Here is a 15903-nt window from a genome sequence, read left to right as displayed (position 1 = left end):
TCTAATAATATGGTCAATAATTTTAAGATTCTTTGCCCAACTGACTTTTCGGAATGTTCCCTGAATGCTATTGAATATGCTGCCAAATTAGGGGAAAAATATGGGGCTGAACTGATATTGTTTCATGTTCCGGACAAGGAGGATTATCAAAAACTTTCTGTTGGTGATGTTAAGGCCATCGACCAGTATTCATTTATTCAAAAGAAGTTAGATTCTCTTGTGAAGACTGTTACAGAAGAAAGTATTCAGAAAGGTTTACATTCCTGTAGAGCTATTATTTCGGAAGGAAAGACAGTTAAAACAATTTTGAATTTTGCTGAAGAGAATAAAATTGACCTCATTATTATGGGCACAGAAGGTGTCAATGAGTTCAAACAAAATTATATTGGTACAAGAAGCAGTAAAATAATTGAAAAATCCGAAATTGATGTGATGATAATTCCCAGGAGGGTTTATTTTAAGCCTCCAAGAAAATTTGTGTATGCAACAGATTATTTAGAAGAGGATAAAATAGCTATACAGAAAGTCGTGGAGATGGCTAAATTTTTTGAAAGTGAAATAGACATAGTTCACGTTAGTTCACGGGAAAAAACCATAGACAAAGGGCTTCACCAATTAATGGTTCAGGAAATCCAGCCTTTCATCAAGTATGAAAAAGTAAACTTTGTTTTGAAATCCTACCGGGATGAACCAGGTCTTGGACTTGAAAATTATTTGATTATAGCGAAAGGAGATATTCTTGTGACATTAACAAAGAAGAAAACATGGTTTGAACAGGTGTTTACCAAGAATCTTTCCAGAAAAATGTCATATTTTATCAATAAACCATTTTTAGTATTAAAAAGGGCTTAATCAGCCCTTTTTTTGAAACCTGCCTTGATAAAATTCAAGAATTCATGACGAGTACTTTTATCGGTAAACACATTTTTTAAGGTTTGCAGATATTTGGAAAATGTAAGTTTTTCAAAGCCTGATATGCTCTTTTCAGAATTTTGTGAAGAGTTCCCTATCCTAGGAAATTCTCCTTTTTCTGTTATTTCTTCAGGAACTTTATTGGTGGGTACAGACTTGTACCCAATAAGATCATCGGCTTTTTTGAAGCTTCTTTGTGATTTTTCTTTATATCCCAATTTTTCTTCTACCAAACCTTTATTGTTATAGGATACAGCATCTTCAGGATCAAGTTCTATTGCTTTTTCATAATCTTCAATGGCACCTTTAAGATCCCCGATTCTATCTTTGAAGTAAGCACGGCTTGAATACCTATAGGCATTGAACGGTTCAAGGTTCAGTGCCCTGTCAAATTCATCTAAAGCTTCCTCATTTCTCTTTAAAAGGTGAAGGACAACTGCCCGATCGCTAATGTAATTTGGATTATATGGTTCTCTATTTACAAGGTAATCAAAGTCTTCCAGGGCAGATTCAAGGTTTCCCAACCTACTTTGTACTCTGGCCCTAAAGAAATATAATTCCGGATTTGATACGTCTTCGTCAATACAGCTATTGATCTGGACTAATGCTTCTTCAAATTTCCCTTCTTTGAAGAATTGAATAGAAATATCAAAATTGCTCACTTTGAATTGGATTTCAGTTTTATTTTATACAAAAATAAAGGGGATAAAGTTTAAAAAATAATGCAGGCCAAAATTGTAATTTCTTTTGGGAATTTGAATTCTTTATATCTTTGAAACTAAATCAGGAATATGGCCAGTAAAGCAGAAGATGTACTCAAGGATCTAAAAAGTGGCAAGTATGCCCCGGTTTATTTTTTACAGGGAGAGGAGCCATTTTTCATTGATCAGATCAGTAACTTCATTGAGAAGAACGCCATTTCAGAACATGAAAAAGGTTTCAATCAGGTTCTGATGTATGGAAAAGAAGCGCCTATGAATGTGATACTGAGTAATGCCAGGAGATTTCCTATGATGGCTGACCGGCAGGTAGTCATAGTAAAAGAAGCTCAGAATATTCCAAATTTAGGCAAAGATGAAGTAGATACGCTTTTGCTAAATTACCTCCAAAATCCACTTCCAAGTACTATTCTTGTATTTGCCCATAAGTATAAAAAGCTTGATGGTAGAAAGCCTTTGGCAAAGGAATTGGATAAAAAAGCTGTATTGGTCAATTCAGAGAAAATCAAAGATTATCAATTGCCGGCATGGATTGAGGCTTATGTTAAATCCCAGAACCATGTAATTGATTCCAGAACCTCCTCATTCCTGGCTGACAGTATTGGGAACAACCTTGAAGTTATCGTCAATGAACTGGCGAAAATTTTCATCAATTTTACCGAACCTACCACCCTTACCAAAGACCATATTCAAAAATATGTGGGTATCAATAAGGAATATAACAACTTCGAATTGCTGAATGCTATAGGTTTTAGGGATGTGGTCAAGGCAAACAAAATTATCCATTATTTCGCCCAAAATCCAAAAAGCAATCCTCTGATTCCTATGATTATTTTGATATTCAACTATTTTTCCAAAATAGCTTTAGTAAATTCAAATGCTAACCTGGGCGAGGCAGAATTAGCCAAAATCTTAGGGATAAACCCTTATTTTTTAAAAGATTATAAAACAGCGGCAAAAAACTACCATTTAGGCAAGGTTATTGATTGTTTTGGCTATATTCAGGAAGCTGATTTACGATCAAAAGGTGTAGAGTCAGGCGGGATGGATGAGGCAGAAATACTTCGTGAAATGATATTTAAAATCATGCATTAAACAGTTGCTTTTAACTATGAAAAAAAGCCTTTACCTGCTATTGCTTACCGGCATCAGCATATCAGGTTACGGACAATCCAGTCTGTACCAAACAAGCAAATACAAAGAGCTTGACGATAATTTTGAAATTTATAATAAAAACTTATTCAGTGCTTCCAAATATGAATTCGATAAATTCAGGATGGAGGATTTGGATAACGAGCCTCAGGTGCAGGCTGATTTTTTACATGCTGTTTCTGCTCTCAAAATAGAGGATCCGGCAGCATCTGATCTGGTATATTATTTCATGAGGAAGTATCCAGATCATCCAACCACCAATCAGGCAGCTTTTTTATTAGGTGAATTCTTTTTTGAAAAGAGGAATTATAGAGAATCCATTAGGGCATTTCAGAAAGTGAACCTCAGTAAGGTGGATTTTGAAAAGGGCTCTGAAGTAAATTTCAAAATCGGTTATGCTTTTTTCCAATTAAAGGATAATAATAATGCAATCCGTTACTTCAATGCCGTCAAACAGCAAAACAACCAATATAAGTTTGATGCGCATTATTATGCCGGATTTATAGCGATGGAACAGAACAACTTTCCACTCGCAATAACTGATTTTAAAGAAGCGGACAAATCAGCCTTTTATGCCAACAAAGTACCTTACATGCTTGCCGGCGCTTACTATAAACAAGGCCAGGTAGATGATCTGATCAATTATGCGGAACCTGTTCTGGCCAATATGAGAAATTTGGACAGGAGGGAAGAAATACACCTTTACTTGGCGGAGGCTTATTTCGAAAAAAGAAATTTTTCAAAAGCAGCTGCTAATTATGATGCCTTCGTCAATGCAAGAAGAGGGGAACTTACCCGTGCTCAAATCTATAAAGCAGGTATAGCCCAGTTTGAAATCCAAAATTTTCAACGGGCTACAGATTACCTGAAAGTATCGGCAGTAGATAATGACGAGATCGGCCAAGTATCAAGTTATTATCTTGGACATGCCTACTTGAAATTGAACAATATTCAATTTGCGTCCAATAGTTTTAATGCTGCTTTTAAAAGTGACGCCAACAGGTCAATCAAGGAAGATGCCTTGATCAATTATGCCAAAGTGAATCTGGAAAGGGGAAGCTTTCAGGATGCAGTAAATGCCCTGGATACCTACTTGAACAATTATCCCAACGGCAGGTACGCAAGAGAAGCAGAGGGACTGCTTACAGATGCCCTGATCAATACCAATAATTACCTAAGGGCTATTGAGCATATTGAAAAAATGCCTAGAAAGTCTGATAGGATCAGGGAAGCTTACCAAAAAGTCACTTTTTATCAGGGGATTGTTTATTACAGAGACAAAAAACATGACCTAGCCACTACCTATTTTGATAAGTCTCTATCGACTCCGATTGACCGTGATCTGGTAGTACAGGTGCATTTTTGGAAAGGAGAAAACTTTGCCGGAAAAGGTGATCTCAATCAGGCTATCCGGGCATATGAAGCAGTTCAGGCCAGTAGGCCAAGAGCGAATGACCCCTATTTGATCAAATCCTATTATGGTTTGGGCTATGCACTTTTCAACTCCGAACAATATGCAAGGGCTGAAGTGCAGTTCAGGAATTATGTAGACCGCTTACAGGGAAGGCCCGACAAAGAAAATTATGATGAGGCACTGATCCGTTTGGGGGACACATATTATGTTCAGAAAAAATTCACAGATGCCCAGAATATTTTCCAAAGAGCAATTAGAGAAAGAAGTGATTACATAGATTATGCGCATTTCAGAAGTGGGGTAGTGTTCAATTTTCAAAATAGGAACAATGAAGCCATTCAGCAGATGAACATGCTGATCAATAATTATCCAAACAGCTTGTATTTGGAGGATGCCATATTCCAAAAGGCACAGATCAATATGGAGGAAACGAACTATGCTGAGGCCAGAGATGGTTTTACCAGATTGATCAATACCCGACCAAACAGCCCCTTTATTCCGTTTGCATTGGAAGGAAGAGCTGTGGCCAATTTCTCATTACAGAATTATAATGCCACTATAGACGACTATAAAAAGATTCTAGAGAACCATCCTAATTCCACCAATGCTCAGGCTGCTTTGGTCGGGCTTCAGGAATCTTTGGCATTACAGGGCAGGTCTGCTGAATTCTCACAACATGCCTCCAGGTATAGAAGCGCTAATCCAGACAATAGAAGCCTTCAAAATCTGGAATTTGAGTCTGCAAAGTCCCTTTATTTCTCCAATTCATGGGAGCAATCCATTAAGGCCTTTGAAGACTATCTGAGAAATTATCCACAGGCTTCAAATAGATCAGAAGCAGTCTTTTTTATTGGAGAATCACATTATAGGGCTGGAAGAAAAGAAAGGGCATTGGAATACTTTTACCAAATAGACAGGGAAAGAGCCTCTCCTCAAAGACTTAGAGCTGTTCAACGTATCGCGGCAATCGAAATGGAGAATAAAAATTTCCAAAAAGCTTTGCCGTATCTCAGGGAATCCGCCCGTAATGCAAGAAACCAAATTGAAGAGTATGAAGCATTGAATGGGTTGATGCAGGCACATTTTCAAACGTCCAGATTTGATTCTTCCTTGGTTTATGCAGATAGGGTGATTGCCTTGGGAAGCGTCACAGGCGATGCCATTCCTGAAGCATTGCTTCTTAAGGCCAAAGCATACCAAAGATCCAATCAGGTTAATCAGGCTGAGGAAACATTACGAAGCCTGATCAATGAATATAAATCAGTACAAGGAGCAGAAGGACTCTTTTTACTTGCGGAGTCCGTCCATAAAAAGGGTAATTTCAACCAAAGTAATGACATAATTTTTGACTTCTCAGGACCTTACAGCAGCTATGACTATTGGTACGGAAGAAGCTTTATTCTCCTTGCTGAAAATTACTTGAAGCTGGGAGAAGAATTCCAGGCCAAAGCTACATTGGAATCAATTGTAGAGAGATCTACTAACCAAGAAATCAGAAGAATGGCACAAGAAAAATTATCAAGTATAAAATAATATTCAGGGATATGGTAAACATTAAAAAATCATTGATCCATACAGCCAAAATCTTTTTGGTTTTTGCTTTCTCTGGATATCAATCAGGACTTTTAGCTCAACAGGCTGGAGAAGTAAGGGACCAGGAGTTTATTATCAGAAAAGATAGGGTGTTGACATTACCGAAACAGCCAAGAAAATTTGAAAGGATTCCGGTTTTGCCCACTCCTAAATCCAGTAGTACTTTCAATTATACTGTTCAGCCTTATTTTCTTTCTCTGCCTCCTGAATTTATCAGACCTGAGGCAGCTCAAAAGCAATGGCCCAGAAAGCAAGAAGAACTTTTTCCAGGCTTTGTAAGACTTGGGTATGGTAATTATTCTGCTCCAATTTTGGAAGCAAGATATAATAACTGGGAAGAAGAGGAATATAATTTCGGTGTAAAGGTCAAGCATGAAGGTTTTTACACAGGACCTATAGATGGCAGCAATTCGGCAGAGAACTTTACACAGGTAAAATTGGATGGAAGCCTTTTTAAGGATTTTTTCCAATTATATGGGGGAGTTGATTATGATAGGCATCAGTTTAAGTTTTATGGTTATGATCCAACCAATGAATTTTTGGCTGATTATGTCCCTAATCAAAACACATTGAACAACTTCAAGCTCCGAGGCGGAATTCAGAACATTGAGAAAATGGACAATTTCAATTATGATGTAGGCATGTTTGTCAGGACTTTCAATGATCAGTTTGAAGCCAGAGAGAATGAATTGGGCCTAAAGGCATATGGGGATTTTTGGTTTGATGATGATTTAAGCACTGGAATCCATATGGATATGTCCCTGACTTCTCCAAAGGATGAGTTTTATGAGAACATTAAAAGAAATTATTTCCGCATCAATCCATTTGTACAATACAAAAAATCAGGAATTTATATCAAGGCGGGTGCGAATATAGTTTTTGAAAATGACGAAGCACTGAACAAAAAGTCAGATTTCCATCTTTTCCCTCAAATAGATGCTCATTATATGTTGGCTGATGAGTTTGGAATATACGCCGGATTTGAGGGAGATGTTATAAGAAAGACTTATTTTGATTTTGTTCAGGAAAACCCTTTTCTGGGTCCAAGTGAGCGTTTGTTGAACACCATTCAAAATTATAAGGCCAAAGCCGGAATTAAAGGAGTTTTAAATGATGAACTTACTTATGAGGCGGGTTTGGCTTTTGGGAAATTTACCAACATGCACTTTTTCATCAACAACCCTTCAGACACTTTAAGATTTAATATGGTCTATGATGATGATACACGGTTGGTTAACTACAACGCTAAAATAGGCTGGCATATAGCCAATACTTATAGATTGATAGCATCTGCTAATTATTACTATTACAATACCAGTACTTTAGGTGCGGCATTTATGCGTCCTGAATGGGAGGTTTCGATCAATAACAATTTTATGCCCATGGAACGATTGCTCCTCCAGTTCAATGCAAATTTGATGGGGGGTATTCAGGGTTTAGTGAATTTTGGACCTGAAGAAACCAACTTGGTTCAATTGCCTGCAATTTTAGATTTGCAGATTAAAGCAGATTACCAGATTACAGAAAGATTTTCAGCTTTTGCTGTTGGTAATAACCTCTTAAATAGGAATAACCAGCGGTTTCTGAATTATCCTGTAAGGGGAATCCAGGGAATTTTAGGAGTAACTTTCAAATTTTAAGAAATATTATCAAAGTTTTATCCATACATATTTTAATACCGTTTGTCATTTGGATCAAATCTTATAGTTTCGTGATGAAATAGAAAAGGAAATTATGGCGGAAGAAAAAAAAGAAAAGTTTTCTGAGCAAAATGAAAGCGATTATGGCTTTCCTTTTGTTGAAATTACGCCATTGAAGGCAAAAGAGGAAAGCAAAGCAAGAGCCCTTAACCAAAAAGTGGAAGAGCCAAAGCAACCTGAAATTCCTTCAAAAAACCCAATTAAAATAGAAAAACAAACAGCTGGTCCAACTCCAATAGCAACAAGAAAGCGGAGCCAGGTTCCTTTACAATTTTCTCTGGTCATGTTGATTTTGATCATCTTATCAGCTATGGCATATTTCTTGTACTTTTTACCTGAGGGTGAAAAACAAAAACAAATGCCATCTAGGGTAGAATTGGTTGAAAAGGCTGAAGAAAGTGGAGCGGATCTTGACCTTTTGGTTGAGGGAGATGAAGTCGAGGAAGTAATTGGAGTCACAGAAACAGAGGATAAGCCGGTGGAAACAATCCCTGAATTTGTTCAAGAACAACCTTCTCCATCGGTTTTAGGGCCAGGAACTGTTCACAGGATAACAGAAAGAGGAGCTTCAGTTCGTTATTTTATTATTGTATCGAGTACTCCTTCACAGAAAGTCGCTTTGGAACAGGCAGAGTCTTTACTAAAAAACAATGCCGATGTTTGGGTGATATATCCGTTTGGAGACAATGCAAATTATCGAGTATCAATTAGCCAATTTCCTGTTTTCGCAGATGCTTTGACAGCAATGGAAAAAAGTAAGGCAGAGTTTGGTGAATCAATTTGGATTTTGAAATATTAATATGATTCTAACGCAAATCAGTACAGATGGCCAAATGATGGCCGATACGCTAGCAGTGATGGAGCCAGGTAGACAAAGCATTGGCTTATTGGATTTAATGATCAAAGGAGGTTACATGATGATTCCCCTTTACATATTATTTGTATTGGCGATCTTCATCTTTGTAGAAAAATTGATCACCCTTAGGAAGGCATCCAAATCGCCCAAACATTTAATGGATCAGATAAAGATTCTTGTTCAAGGTGGAAAAATCGACCAGGCCAGGATGCTTTGCCAGGGAGAAAACACCCCCGTGGCAAATATGATAGCCAAAGGCCTTGAAAGGATTGGAAGTCCTTTGAAAAATATTGAAGTTTCCATTGAAAATGTAGGAAAAATAGAGATCTACAAATTGGAGAAAAATCTTGGTCTATTGGCTACAGTGGCCGGTGCTGCCCCAATGATTGGTTTCTTGGGAACAGTAGCTGGTATGATCAGGGCCTTTATAGGAGTGGCCCAGGAAGAAGGAATGGTTTCTCCTAAATTGCTTTCTACCGGTATCTATGAAGCGATGATTACAACTGCCACAGGTCTGGTTGTGGGTATTGTAGCTTATCTAGGTTATAACTATTTGGTTACCCAGGTATCTAAATTGATCCATAGTATGGAATATACTTCCGTGGAATTCATTGACTTATTACAGGATAAATAAGAATGGGCTTACAGTCAAAACATAAAGTTGATGCTGCATTCAGCATGTCTTCAATGACGGATATCATTTTCTTATTATTGATATTCTTCATGTTGACTTCTTCTTTTATCACCCCATCAGGACTACCTGTCAACCTTCCATCAAGTGAGACTTCTGACATAGTCATGCAGGAAATTACGGTAACTGTAACCAAGGACCTCAAGTTTTCCGTTAATGATAGAGTGGTATCGAGGGATCAGATAAAAACTGAACTGACAGCATTGTTACAGGACAAAAAAGGTCAGGTTGTGCTGCATATCGACAAAGAGGTACCAGTGGAATTTCTGGTTGAAATAGGTGGTATAGCCGCTGGTTTGGAGGCAAATGTTTCTATAGCCACAAAACCATACAAATAATTATGCAAATTTGGGAAATTGATAGCCAAGAAAGCGAAAATAAAAGAAAGGCGCTTATAATCACCATTATAGTAAATATATTGGTGCTTTTGGCTATATATTTTATCGTAGTATGGAGGGAACAAATACCTCCATTGCCTAAATACGGCATGGAACTAAATCTTGGTTTCACTGATGTCGGCAGTGGCAATAACCAAACTACTGCTCCGCCTTCCGAAGTACAAACCAATAATACGGAGGCCCCCGCCCCGGGAGATCAGGCGCCAAGACCAACCGAATCAAGTGTGCCTGTCACTCAGCCAAAAACTGAAGCGGCAAAGCCTAGGACAACTCCTTCTAAAAACACGTATGAGTCCCAGTCTAAGCTACCTAGTACGCTAAAGGCAAGTGAAAATCCTACGCCAGCAGTAAAAGAGCCAACTCCTACGAAAAAGGAGACCACTACAGTGACACAACCTGCAACAGGAGAAGCAGAAAAAACTACTACTAAAGCTGAAGAAAAACCCAAAATTGATCAAAGGGCCATTTTTGGAGCAGGAGGAACAACAGGTACCGGAACCCAACCTGCACAAGGTTCAGCTCAAGGTAGCTCGACTCAAAAAGGGGATGAGGGCAGGCCAACAGGTACGGTCGATGGTCGTGCTTTGATGGGATCAGGTACAGGAACTGGAGCCCCGGGTCCGGCTTCAGGTTACAATTTGGAATTGGCCGGTTGGGATTTTGCTTCCAGGCCAAATATTAGAGATAATGTTTCTACCCGAAATGGAAGGATTGTTTTTAGAATTACTGTAGACGATAATGGCAGGATCGTTCAGGCAGTACCTTTAGAGTACAATGTCTCCAACGAAGTACTTGCATACTATAGGACTGTCGTTAATCAGATCAATTTCAGAAGACAAGCAGGAGCTGCAACGGCAGATTATTCAACTGGAAAAATCACTTTTATCATCAAGGTAGACTAAGTTCATGACTTATCAGGAAACATTGGACTTTCTGTTCAATGCTTTGCCCATGTTCCAGCGTGTGGGTGCTGCAGCCTTTAAAAAGGACCTATCCAACACCCATGCTTTATGTGAACACTTAGGGCAGCCTCAAAAAAAATTCAAAAGTATACATGTAGCAGGGACAAATGGCAAGGGCAGTACTTCCCATTCCCTTTGTTCTGTTTTGATGGAAGCAGGGTATAAGGTAGGCTTATATACTTCACCTCACCTCAAATCGTTTACCGAACGCATCAAAATCAATGGAGCAGAAATTCCAGAGCAGGTTGTCATTGATTTTGTATTGAATAATAAAGCTTTTTTGGAAATGCTTAGGCCGAGCTTTTTTGAGATGACAGTAGCTATGGCTTTTTGGTATTTTGCCAAACAAGAGGTTGACATTGCAGTCATTGAAGTAGGGATGGGTGGTAGATTAGACAGTACCAATGTCATTAATCCAGAACTGTCTGTGATCACTAATATTGGATTTGATCATATGCAATTTCTAGGCGATACTTTGGAAAAAATTGCAGGTGAAAAAGCAGGAATCATCAAAAAAGATACCCCTGTAGTGATCAGTACGAAACAGATAGAGACAACAAAGATTTTTGAGAAGATAGCGAAGGCCCAACATGCCCCTATATTTTTTGCAGAAAACGATTATAAAATCAGACCCATAGGGCAAACTGTTGATAATAAAAGACTTTATGAAGTAGAGCATAAAGGTCAAATGAGGAATCTTGAGTTTGAACTTTTAGGTAATTATCAAAAAAATAATCTTCCTGGAATCCTTCAAGCAATAGAAATTCTTAAAGGAAAAGGATATCAAATTACAGATGAACATACATCCCAAGGCTTAGCCCAAGTAATTAAAAACACAGGCCTAAAAGGAAGATGGCAGGTTTTGGGCAATGCTCCTTGGATCATTTGTGATACAGGACATAATGAAGATGGTATAAAGTATATTCTAAATCAAATAAGAGAATATTCTTATAATCAGTTAATTATGGTTATTGGTATGGTCAATGATAAGGATGTTTCCAAGATTCTGAATTTGCTTCCCAAAGTTGCCCAATATGTTTTTTGTCAAGCCGATATTCCAAGAGCAATGCCAGCTCAAGAGCTTTCAAGTAAGGCAAAGGAAGTCGGGTTGGAGGGCATTGTTATTCATGATGTGAACGAAGCCATTTCCTGGGCAAAGAAAAAGGCAGGTAAAGAGGACTTAATTTTCATTGGAGGTAGTACCTTTGTGGTCGCCGAAATCAAGGATTTATAAACATGAGCAGAAAGAAACTGCAAAGGTTCAAAGAGAACGAAGAGAACAGAAATGTAGTCCAGCCTGGAAAAGAGATTTTTGAGAAGATAAAAGGCCAATGGAACAATTTTCAGTTCGGAAATAATCATCCAATTGTAGTTGAATTGGCCTGTGGAAGGGGAGAGTTTACGGTTGGGCTGGCAGGCACATATCCTGAAAAAAACTTCATCGGAGTAGATATCAAAGGAGCCCGTATCTGGAAAGGAAGCACCATAGCCATTGCGGAAGGTTTGAATAATGTGGCTTTTTTGAGGACTCAAATACAGGTTTTGGATAAGTTTTTTGAAAAGGGAGAAATTTCTGAATTATGGATCACCTTTCCTGATCCATTCCCAAGAGATGGAGATGAGAAAAGAAGATTGACCTCTCCCAGATTTTTGGATATGTATAAGCCATTGATCAAGGGGGATGGGATTGTTCATTTTAAAACTGATAATACAGGGCTATTTGATTATACATTGGATATCGTAAGGCAGAGGGAAGATTGCGAAATCATCTTTCACACCTTTGATTTTTATGCATCTTCCTGGAAAGATGAGCATCATGGTATTAAAACAAAATATGAAAAACTCTTCAGTGAAAAAGGGGAGAAAATCAAATACCTGAAATTTCGGTTTAAAGCGATCGGTAAAGATGGGGATTAAAAATGAAGGGATTTAGCTTCAGTGATCTTTACCTCTTTGAAGTAGGCGCTTTGAAGATTTAGAATCAATCAGGATGTAATGGTTGTAGACAATGGGACTGGTTTCTTTTATTCCAAGAATTTCCAAGTTTTGATAAATTGGCCCAGCCAGTTTTTTTGGATTTCTGGGCTTGGGTAGTGTACCTAATAATTTGGTAATTGCGCCTTATCGATGATTTGTATTTTATCCAAAATTTGAAGGGGATAGAACATTTACCGCATCCCTGTTGAGGGAATTAGGAAATTTTCAATTCCATCACCACATCATCCATGACAAATCCATTACCAATATCAATGACTTCCTTGAAATCTTCATAAAAACCAATTTTTGAATAGAAGTCAATAGCAGATTGATTGTATTTATTTACATTCAGGAACAAATGGTTATCTCCATTTTTTTTCGCAATTAGAGCTACTTCCTGGATAAGCTTTTTCCCAACACCTTTTCCCTGAGCTTCAGGGAGGATATAAATCTTGTGGATTTTAGTTTTTGAAGGGCTTTTTGCATGTAATTCATAGGAGCAAAAACCCAGACTTCTGTCACCTTCTTCTGCAAGCAAAAAGATATGTTTCTTTTTAATAACCTGTTGTGTGAGAGCATCCAATTGATACATCCAATTTAACATGTAATCGATTTGTTCGGGAGTAAGGATATTAGCAAAAGTCAGGGGCCATGTCTTTAAAGCGATATCCCTTACTTTTTTCAATTCTGAAAGAGAAGCTTCCTTAATTGTGATCATATTGAAATGCTATTTACCTCCCGAAACTAATCAATTCCTGAATTCTTTTTCATGCTTTTTTCACAATTGGTTTTTAGGTCCTTTTTCCTTAATTTTTAGAATACTAAAACTCCTAAACAAATGAAATTGGTCTTATTCTGGATTTTTATCCTAATCCTTGCCAGTTGTGAAACTAAAGACCCTGAAGTAGAAAATTCCTGGGGGAGTAAAGCTGCTATTTACACCACCTATGCCGCTGCTATGGAAAGGTCTGAATTTTTGATCGATCAAGGGTATGAATTCCAATATGATAATCCTGACAAGCCGCTCACTTTTTACTCCCAGAAAGGTGGTTCTTTGGGATTAGTTTTTAGAATTGACGGTCAATTGGTCCAAAATATAAATGAATATTTCCAAGCACCTCAAATACATGAAAGTTTTCCAGATATCGTTTCATTTTCCTGCTTTCCCAAAGAAGGAATGGAGGTAAAAGGCACATTCTTGATTTATTCTTCAAGGATTGCTATCCAGGAATTTGAATTCATCAATCATGGGAAAAAGGCTGTAAATATGGAAATTATACCTTTTGTTTCTAATTCATACAGAGCTTTTAGGGAGGTAAGCCAACCAGGAGAACAGGAGATAGCATTTTTTCATGAGAAGTATCCAGACTCATGGTCATTAAACCAAAAAATCCCTTACAGAGACAGTCTTCAGAATACCTGGTTTTTTTCTGAAAAAATAGAAAAATGGGGGACATTCTCATCTGTTTCGGGGGAAGCTTTCCGGCCGGCATTTGAATTTGACTTAAGCCGAAATAGTCAACATCAGGTTTATGGAAGGGCATATAAAAATGGAGAAAGATTGTTGGAAAGTGGTGTAGATTGCCGGTTATTGGTACAATCTTCCAATGATGACAGATTTATACTGACGGAGAATTCTCCTATCTGGAGTAATCCGCTTCCAAGTATAGACCATGCAGGTTTATTTAGATTGGAATTGGGTAATTTTCCTAAAGATTTTGTAATTAAAGACCTGTCGTTTACTTATTTTAATCTAAAACGGCAAGTAGGGGATAGTTTAAAAGAATTTTCACCCCAACCCAATCAGCGAATAGATTTTATAGCAAAAGAGGATATATCTTTTGAATATGTAAGGGGAATAAAAAGCACACTTAGTTCTACCGGTATTCATATTAGCTGGGAGAAATTGGCCAGAGCCAAAGCCTATAAAATTTATAAAAGAACATACCCAGGAAATGGGAATTATGAGTTTTTGACCGAAGTTCAAAATACTGAATATTTTGATGAATCTAAACCCAAGAGAGGTTATAATGGCTATGTAATCTTGCCAGTAGGTGATTTTGTTGGCATACATTCTGAAGAAGTTTTCAATTTTCAATCTTCAGATTTTACTACATGGCTTAAGACTAATAACATGTTAAATAAGCAAGAGCACCATAAGGTAATTGCAGCTGTAATACCATTTGAATTAAGTTCAAAGTCATCAAAGATAATTAGGGTAGGGAGGATGATCAATAGCGTTGAACGTGAGTCAAATAATGAATTTGACAATATTTCAAGATACTTAACCCTTGGTTTTGAGCCTATTTGGAAGTTCAACCAAGATCTATTTTCAAAAGTACCTGCTATACCCTATACCGACCAGGAAATGCTTTTGTTGTATAAAAGTGCTTGGAACATGATGCGACAGGTAATGTATCCGCCTGAAGGAAGAAGTCAGCATAATTATTATGTTTTTTCAAGAGAGCCTACTTGGGGATGGGGTCATGGCGGTCAGGTGTTTCATGAAAGCATTACCATGCTGGCCTATGCATACTTGGATCCGGAATCTGCCATGAATTCACAGAGGGTATATTCCCAAAGACAATATGAAAACGGGTATATCAATTACCGTTCAGGATCTTATTTGGATGAAATTATTGAGTATAATGGACAATTGACATCATCTGCCCCATGGTACTCTTGGTTGAACTGGGAAATTTTCAGCATTACTCAGGATAAGGAGTTTTTGAAAGAGATGTATGCTTCCAGCAAGAAATTCTACAATTTCTACATCAGTGAGAGGGATTCAGATGGTGATGGGTTATTGGAATGGGGAGGACATGCCATATTGGAGTCTGTCAGGGATGCTTCAGTTGCTGTTTGGGACGAAGTGGGGTGGCCTTCCAATTTTGAGTCAATAGACCTTAATTGTATGATGGTTATGGAAGCCAAGGCATTGGAGAAAATGGCATCTGTGTTAGGATTGTATAAAGAGGCATCACAGTGGCGAGAAGACTATGAAAAAAGAACGGCCCTTATCAATCAGGTATTTTGGGATGAAAAGAACGGTTTTTATTATAACGTAAACAAATCTGACAATTCCTTTACTTTCAACAAGGATAATGATCTCAAAAGGGATGAAATCATTGGTTTTTTACCACTTTGGGCAGGTGTAGCTGACCAAGAAAAAGCAATGCGGTTGGTTCAGAAATTAACCGACCCAGACCAATTTTGGAGAAAAAATGGAATACCATCTCTTTCAGCTAAAGATTCCTATTACAACGATAAAGGATACTGGAATGGCCCAGTTTGGGTAGAATGGAATTACCTTATTTTTCGCGGTCTAAAGGATTACGGATACCATCAGGAAGCTGAAGAGCTCACTGAAAAAATAGCATCTATTATGATCTCACAGTTAAAAAGAAACCATAATCTATGGGAATTTTATAGTCCTGATGAAGATTGGGCTGGTTACCACAAAACCTATATATGGGCAGGAATAATCAATAGAATGCTAATGGATAAAAATAAGAAATGAAACATTCAC

General features: G+C 37.8%; 13 protein-coding genes. 11 read left to right on the top strand and 2 right to left on the bottom strand.

Going from position 1 to position 15903, the window contains the following annotated elements; translation table 11 throughout:
* Positions 1-9 precede the first annotated feature (9 nt).
* Positions 10-852: a universal stress protein gene (locus CLV48_RS02410; RefSeq protein ID WP_106565627.1), complete on the top strand. Its 843-nt coding sequence runs from the start codon at positions 10-12 to the stop codon at positions 850-852.
* On the opposite strand, the gene CLV48_RS02405 is transcribed toward CLV48_RS02410, so the two are convergent.
* On the bottom strand, positions 849-1574 hold the full coding sequence (locus tag CLV48_RS02405) for a tetratricopeptide repeat protein (protein WP_106565626.1): 726 nt from the start codon (positions 1572-1574) through the stop codon (positions 849-851). The two genes, CLV48_RS02410 and CLV48_RS02405, sit on opposite strands and share 4 nt — an antisense overlap.
* Before the next feature lie 129 nt (positions 1575-1703).
* Here CLV48_RS02405 and holA point away from each other — a divergent pair, with 129 nt between their 5' ends.
* The 9 genes from holA (at position 1704) to trmB (ending at position 12314) form a co-directional block, all read left to right on the top strand.
* Positions 1704-2726: a DNA polymerase III subunit delta gene (holA, locus tag CLV48_RS02400; RefSeq protein ID WP_106565625.1), complete on the top strand. Its 1023-nt coding sequence runs from the start codon at positions 1704-1706 to the stop codon at positions 2724-2726.
* Positions 2727-2742: 16 nt separating this feature from the next.
* Positions 2743-5730, top strand: a complete 2988-nt coding sequence (locus CLV48_RS02395) for a tetratricopeptide repeat protein (protein WP_106565624.1) — start codon at positions 2743-2745, stop codon at positions 5728-5730.
* Between the two features lie 11 nt (positions 5731-5741).
* Entirely contained in the window at positions 5742-7430 is a 1689-nt protein-coding gene (locus CLV48_RS02390; protein ID WP_245889462.1) for a TonB-dependent receptor, read from the top strand.
* A gap of 94 nt (positions 7431-7524) precedes the next feature.
* Positions 7525-8289: an SPOR domain-containing protein gene (locus tag CLV48_RS02385; RefSeq protein WP_106565622.1), complete on the top strand. Its 765-nt coding sequence runs from the start codon at positions 7525-7527 to the stop codon at positions 8287-8289.
* Between the two features lies 1 nt (position 8290).
* Positions 8291-8980 carry a MotA/TolQ/ExbB proton channel family protein gene (locus tag CLV48_RS02380; protein WP_106565621.1) on the top strand — a complete coding sequence of 230 codons (690 nt, stop codon included), beginning with the start codon at positions 8291-8293 and terminating at the stop codon, positions 8978-8980.
* A 2-nt stretch (positions 8981-8982) separates the two neighbouring features.
* Positions 8983-9375: an ExbD/TolR family protein gene (locus CLV48_RS02375; RefSeq protein ID WP_106565620.1), complete on the top strand. Its 393-nt coding sequence runs from the start codon at positions 8983-8985 to the stop codon at positions 9373-9375.
* 2 nt (positions 9376-9377) lie between these two features.
* Positions 9378-10337 carry an energy transducer TonB gene (locus CLV48_RS02370; protein WP_106565619.1) on the top strand — a complete coding sequence of 320 codons (960 nt, stop codon included), beginning with the start codon at positions 9378-9380 and terminating at the stop codon, positions 10335-10337.
* A gap of 4 nt (positions 10338-10341) precedes the next feature.
* Complete coding sequence (locus tag CLV48_RS02365; RefSeq protein ID WP_106565618.1) at positions 10342-11631, top strand: bifunctional folylpolyglutamate synthase/dihydrofolate synthase; 1290 nt, start codon at positions 10342-10344, stop codon at positions 11629-11631.
* Positions 11632-11633: 2 nt separating this feature from the next.
* Positions 11634-12314: a tRNA (guanosine(46)-N7)-methyltransferase TrmB gene (gene trmB, locus CLV48_RS02360; RefSeq protein ID WP_106565617.1), complete on the top strand. Its 681-nt coding sequence runs from the start codon at positions 11634-11636 to the stop codon at positions 12312-12314.
* Between the two features lie 274 nt (positions 12315-12588).
* Here trmB and CLV48_RS02355 read toward each other — a convergent pair whose 3' ends face one another.
* Complete coding sequence (locus CLV48_RS02355) at positions 12589-13092, bottom strand: GNAT family N-acetyltransferase (RefSeq protein ID WP_106565616.1); 504 nt, start codon at positions 13090-13092, stop codon at positions 12589-12591.
* Between the two features lie 120 nt (positions 13093-13212).
* Between CLV48_RS02355 and CLV48_RS02350 the strand changes: the two genes are divergently transcribed.
* Positions 13213-15894 carry an amylo-alpha-1,6-glucosidase gene (locus CLV48_RS02350; RefSeq protein WP_106565615.1) on the top strand — a complete coding sequence of 894 codons (2682 nt, stop codon included), beginning with the start codon at positions 13213-13215 and terminating at the stop codon, positions 15892-15894.
* The last annotated feature ends 9 nt before the right edge of the window (positions 15895-15903 follow it).

Source organism: Cecembia rubra (genome assembly GCF_003014575.1).
Taxonomy (GTDB): domain Bacteria; phylum Bacteroidota; class Bacteroidia; order Cytophagales; family Cyclobacteriaceae; genus Cecembia_A; species Cecembia_A rubra.
The sequence above is the reverse complement of the archived record's forward strand: the minus strand, read 5'-3'. Positions and strand labels throughout refer to the sequence as shown.

Excerpts from the sequence above, each read along its gene's own strand:
- CLV48_RS02375 (WP_106565620.1), top strand. The coding sequence starts at position 8,983 with ATGGGCTTACAGTCAAAACATAAAGTTGATGCTGCATTCAGCATGTCT.
- CLV48_RS02385 (WP_106565622.1), top strand. The coding sequence starts at position 7,525 with ATGGCGGAAGAAAAAAAAGAAAAGTTTTCTGAGCAAAATGAAAGCGAT.
- trmB (WP_106565617.1), top strand. The coding sequence starts at position 11,634 with ATGAGCAGAAAGAAACTGCAAAGGTTCAAAGAGAACGAAGAGAACAGA.
- CLV48_RS02350 (WP_106565615.1), top strand. The coding sequence starts at position 13,213 with ATGAAATTGGTCTTATTCTGGATTTTTATCCTAATCCTTGCCAGTTGT.
- CLV48_RS02355 (WP_106565616.1), bottom strand. The coding sequence starts at position 13,092 with ATGATCACAATTAAGGAAGCTTCTCTTTCAGAATTGAAAAAAGTAAGG.
- CLV48_RS02380 (WP_106565621.1), top strand. The coding sequence starts at position 8,291 with ATGATTCTAACGCAAATCAGTACAGATGGCCAAATGATGGCCGATACG.
- CLV48_RS02390 (WP_245889462.1), top strand. The coding sequence starts at position 5,742 with ATGGTAAACATTAAAAAATCATTGATCCATACAGCCAAAATCTTTTTG.
- CLV48_RS02395 (WP_106565624.1), top strand. The coding sequence starts at position 2,743 with ATGAAAAAAAGCCTTTACCTGCTATTGCTTACCGGCATCAGCATATCA.
- holA (WP_106565625.1), top strand. The coding sequence starts at position 1,704 with ATGGCCAGTAAAGCAGAAGATGTACTCAAGGATCTAAAAAGTGGCAAG.
- CLV48_RS02370 (WP_106565619.1), top strand. The coding sequence starts at position 9,378 with ATGCAAATTTGGGAAATTGATAGCCAAGAAAGCGAAAATAAAAGAAAG.
- CLV48_RS02365 (WP_106565618.1), top strand. The coding sequence starts at position 10,342 with ATGACTTATCAGGAAACATTGGACTTTCTGTTCAATGCTTTGCCCATG.
- CLV48_RS02410 (WP_106565627.1), top strand. The coding sequence starts at position 10 with ATGGTCAATAATTTTAAGATTCTTTGCCCAACTGACTTTTCGGAATGT.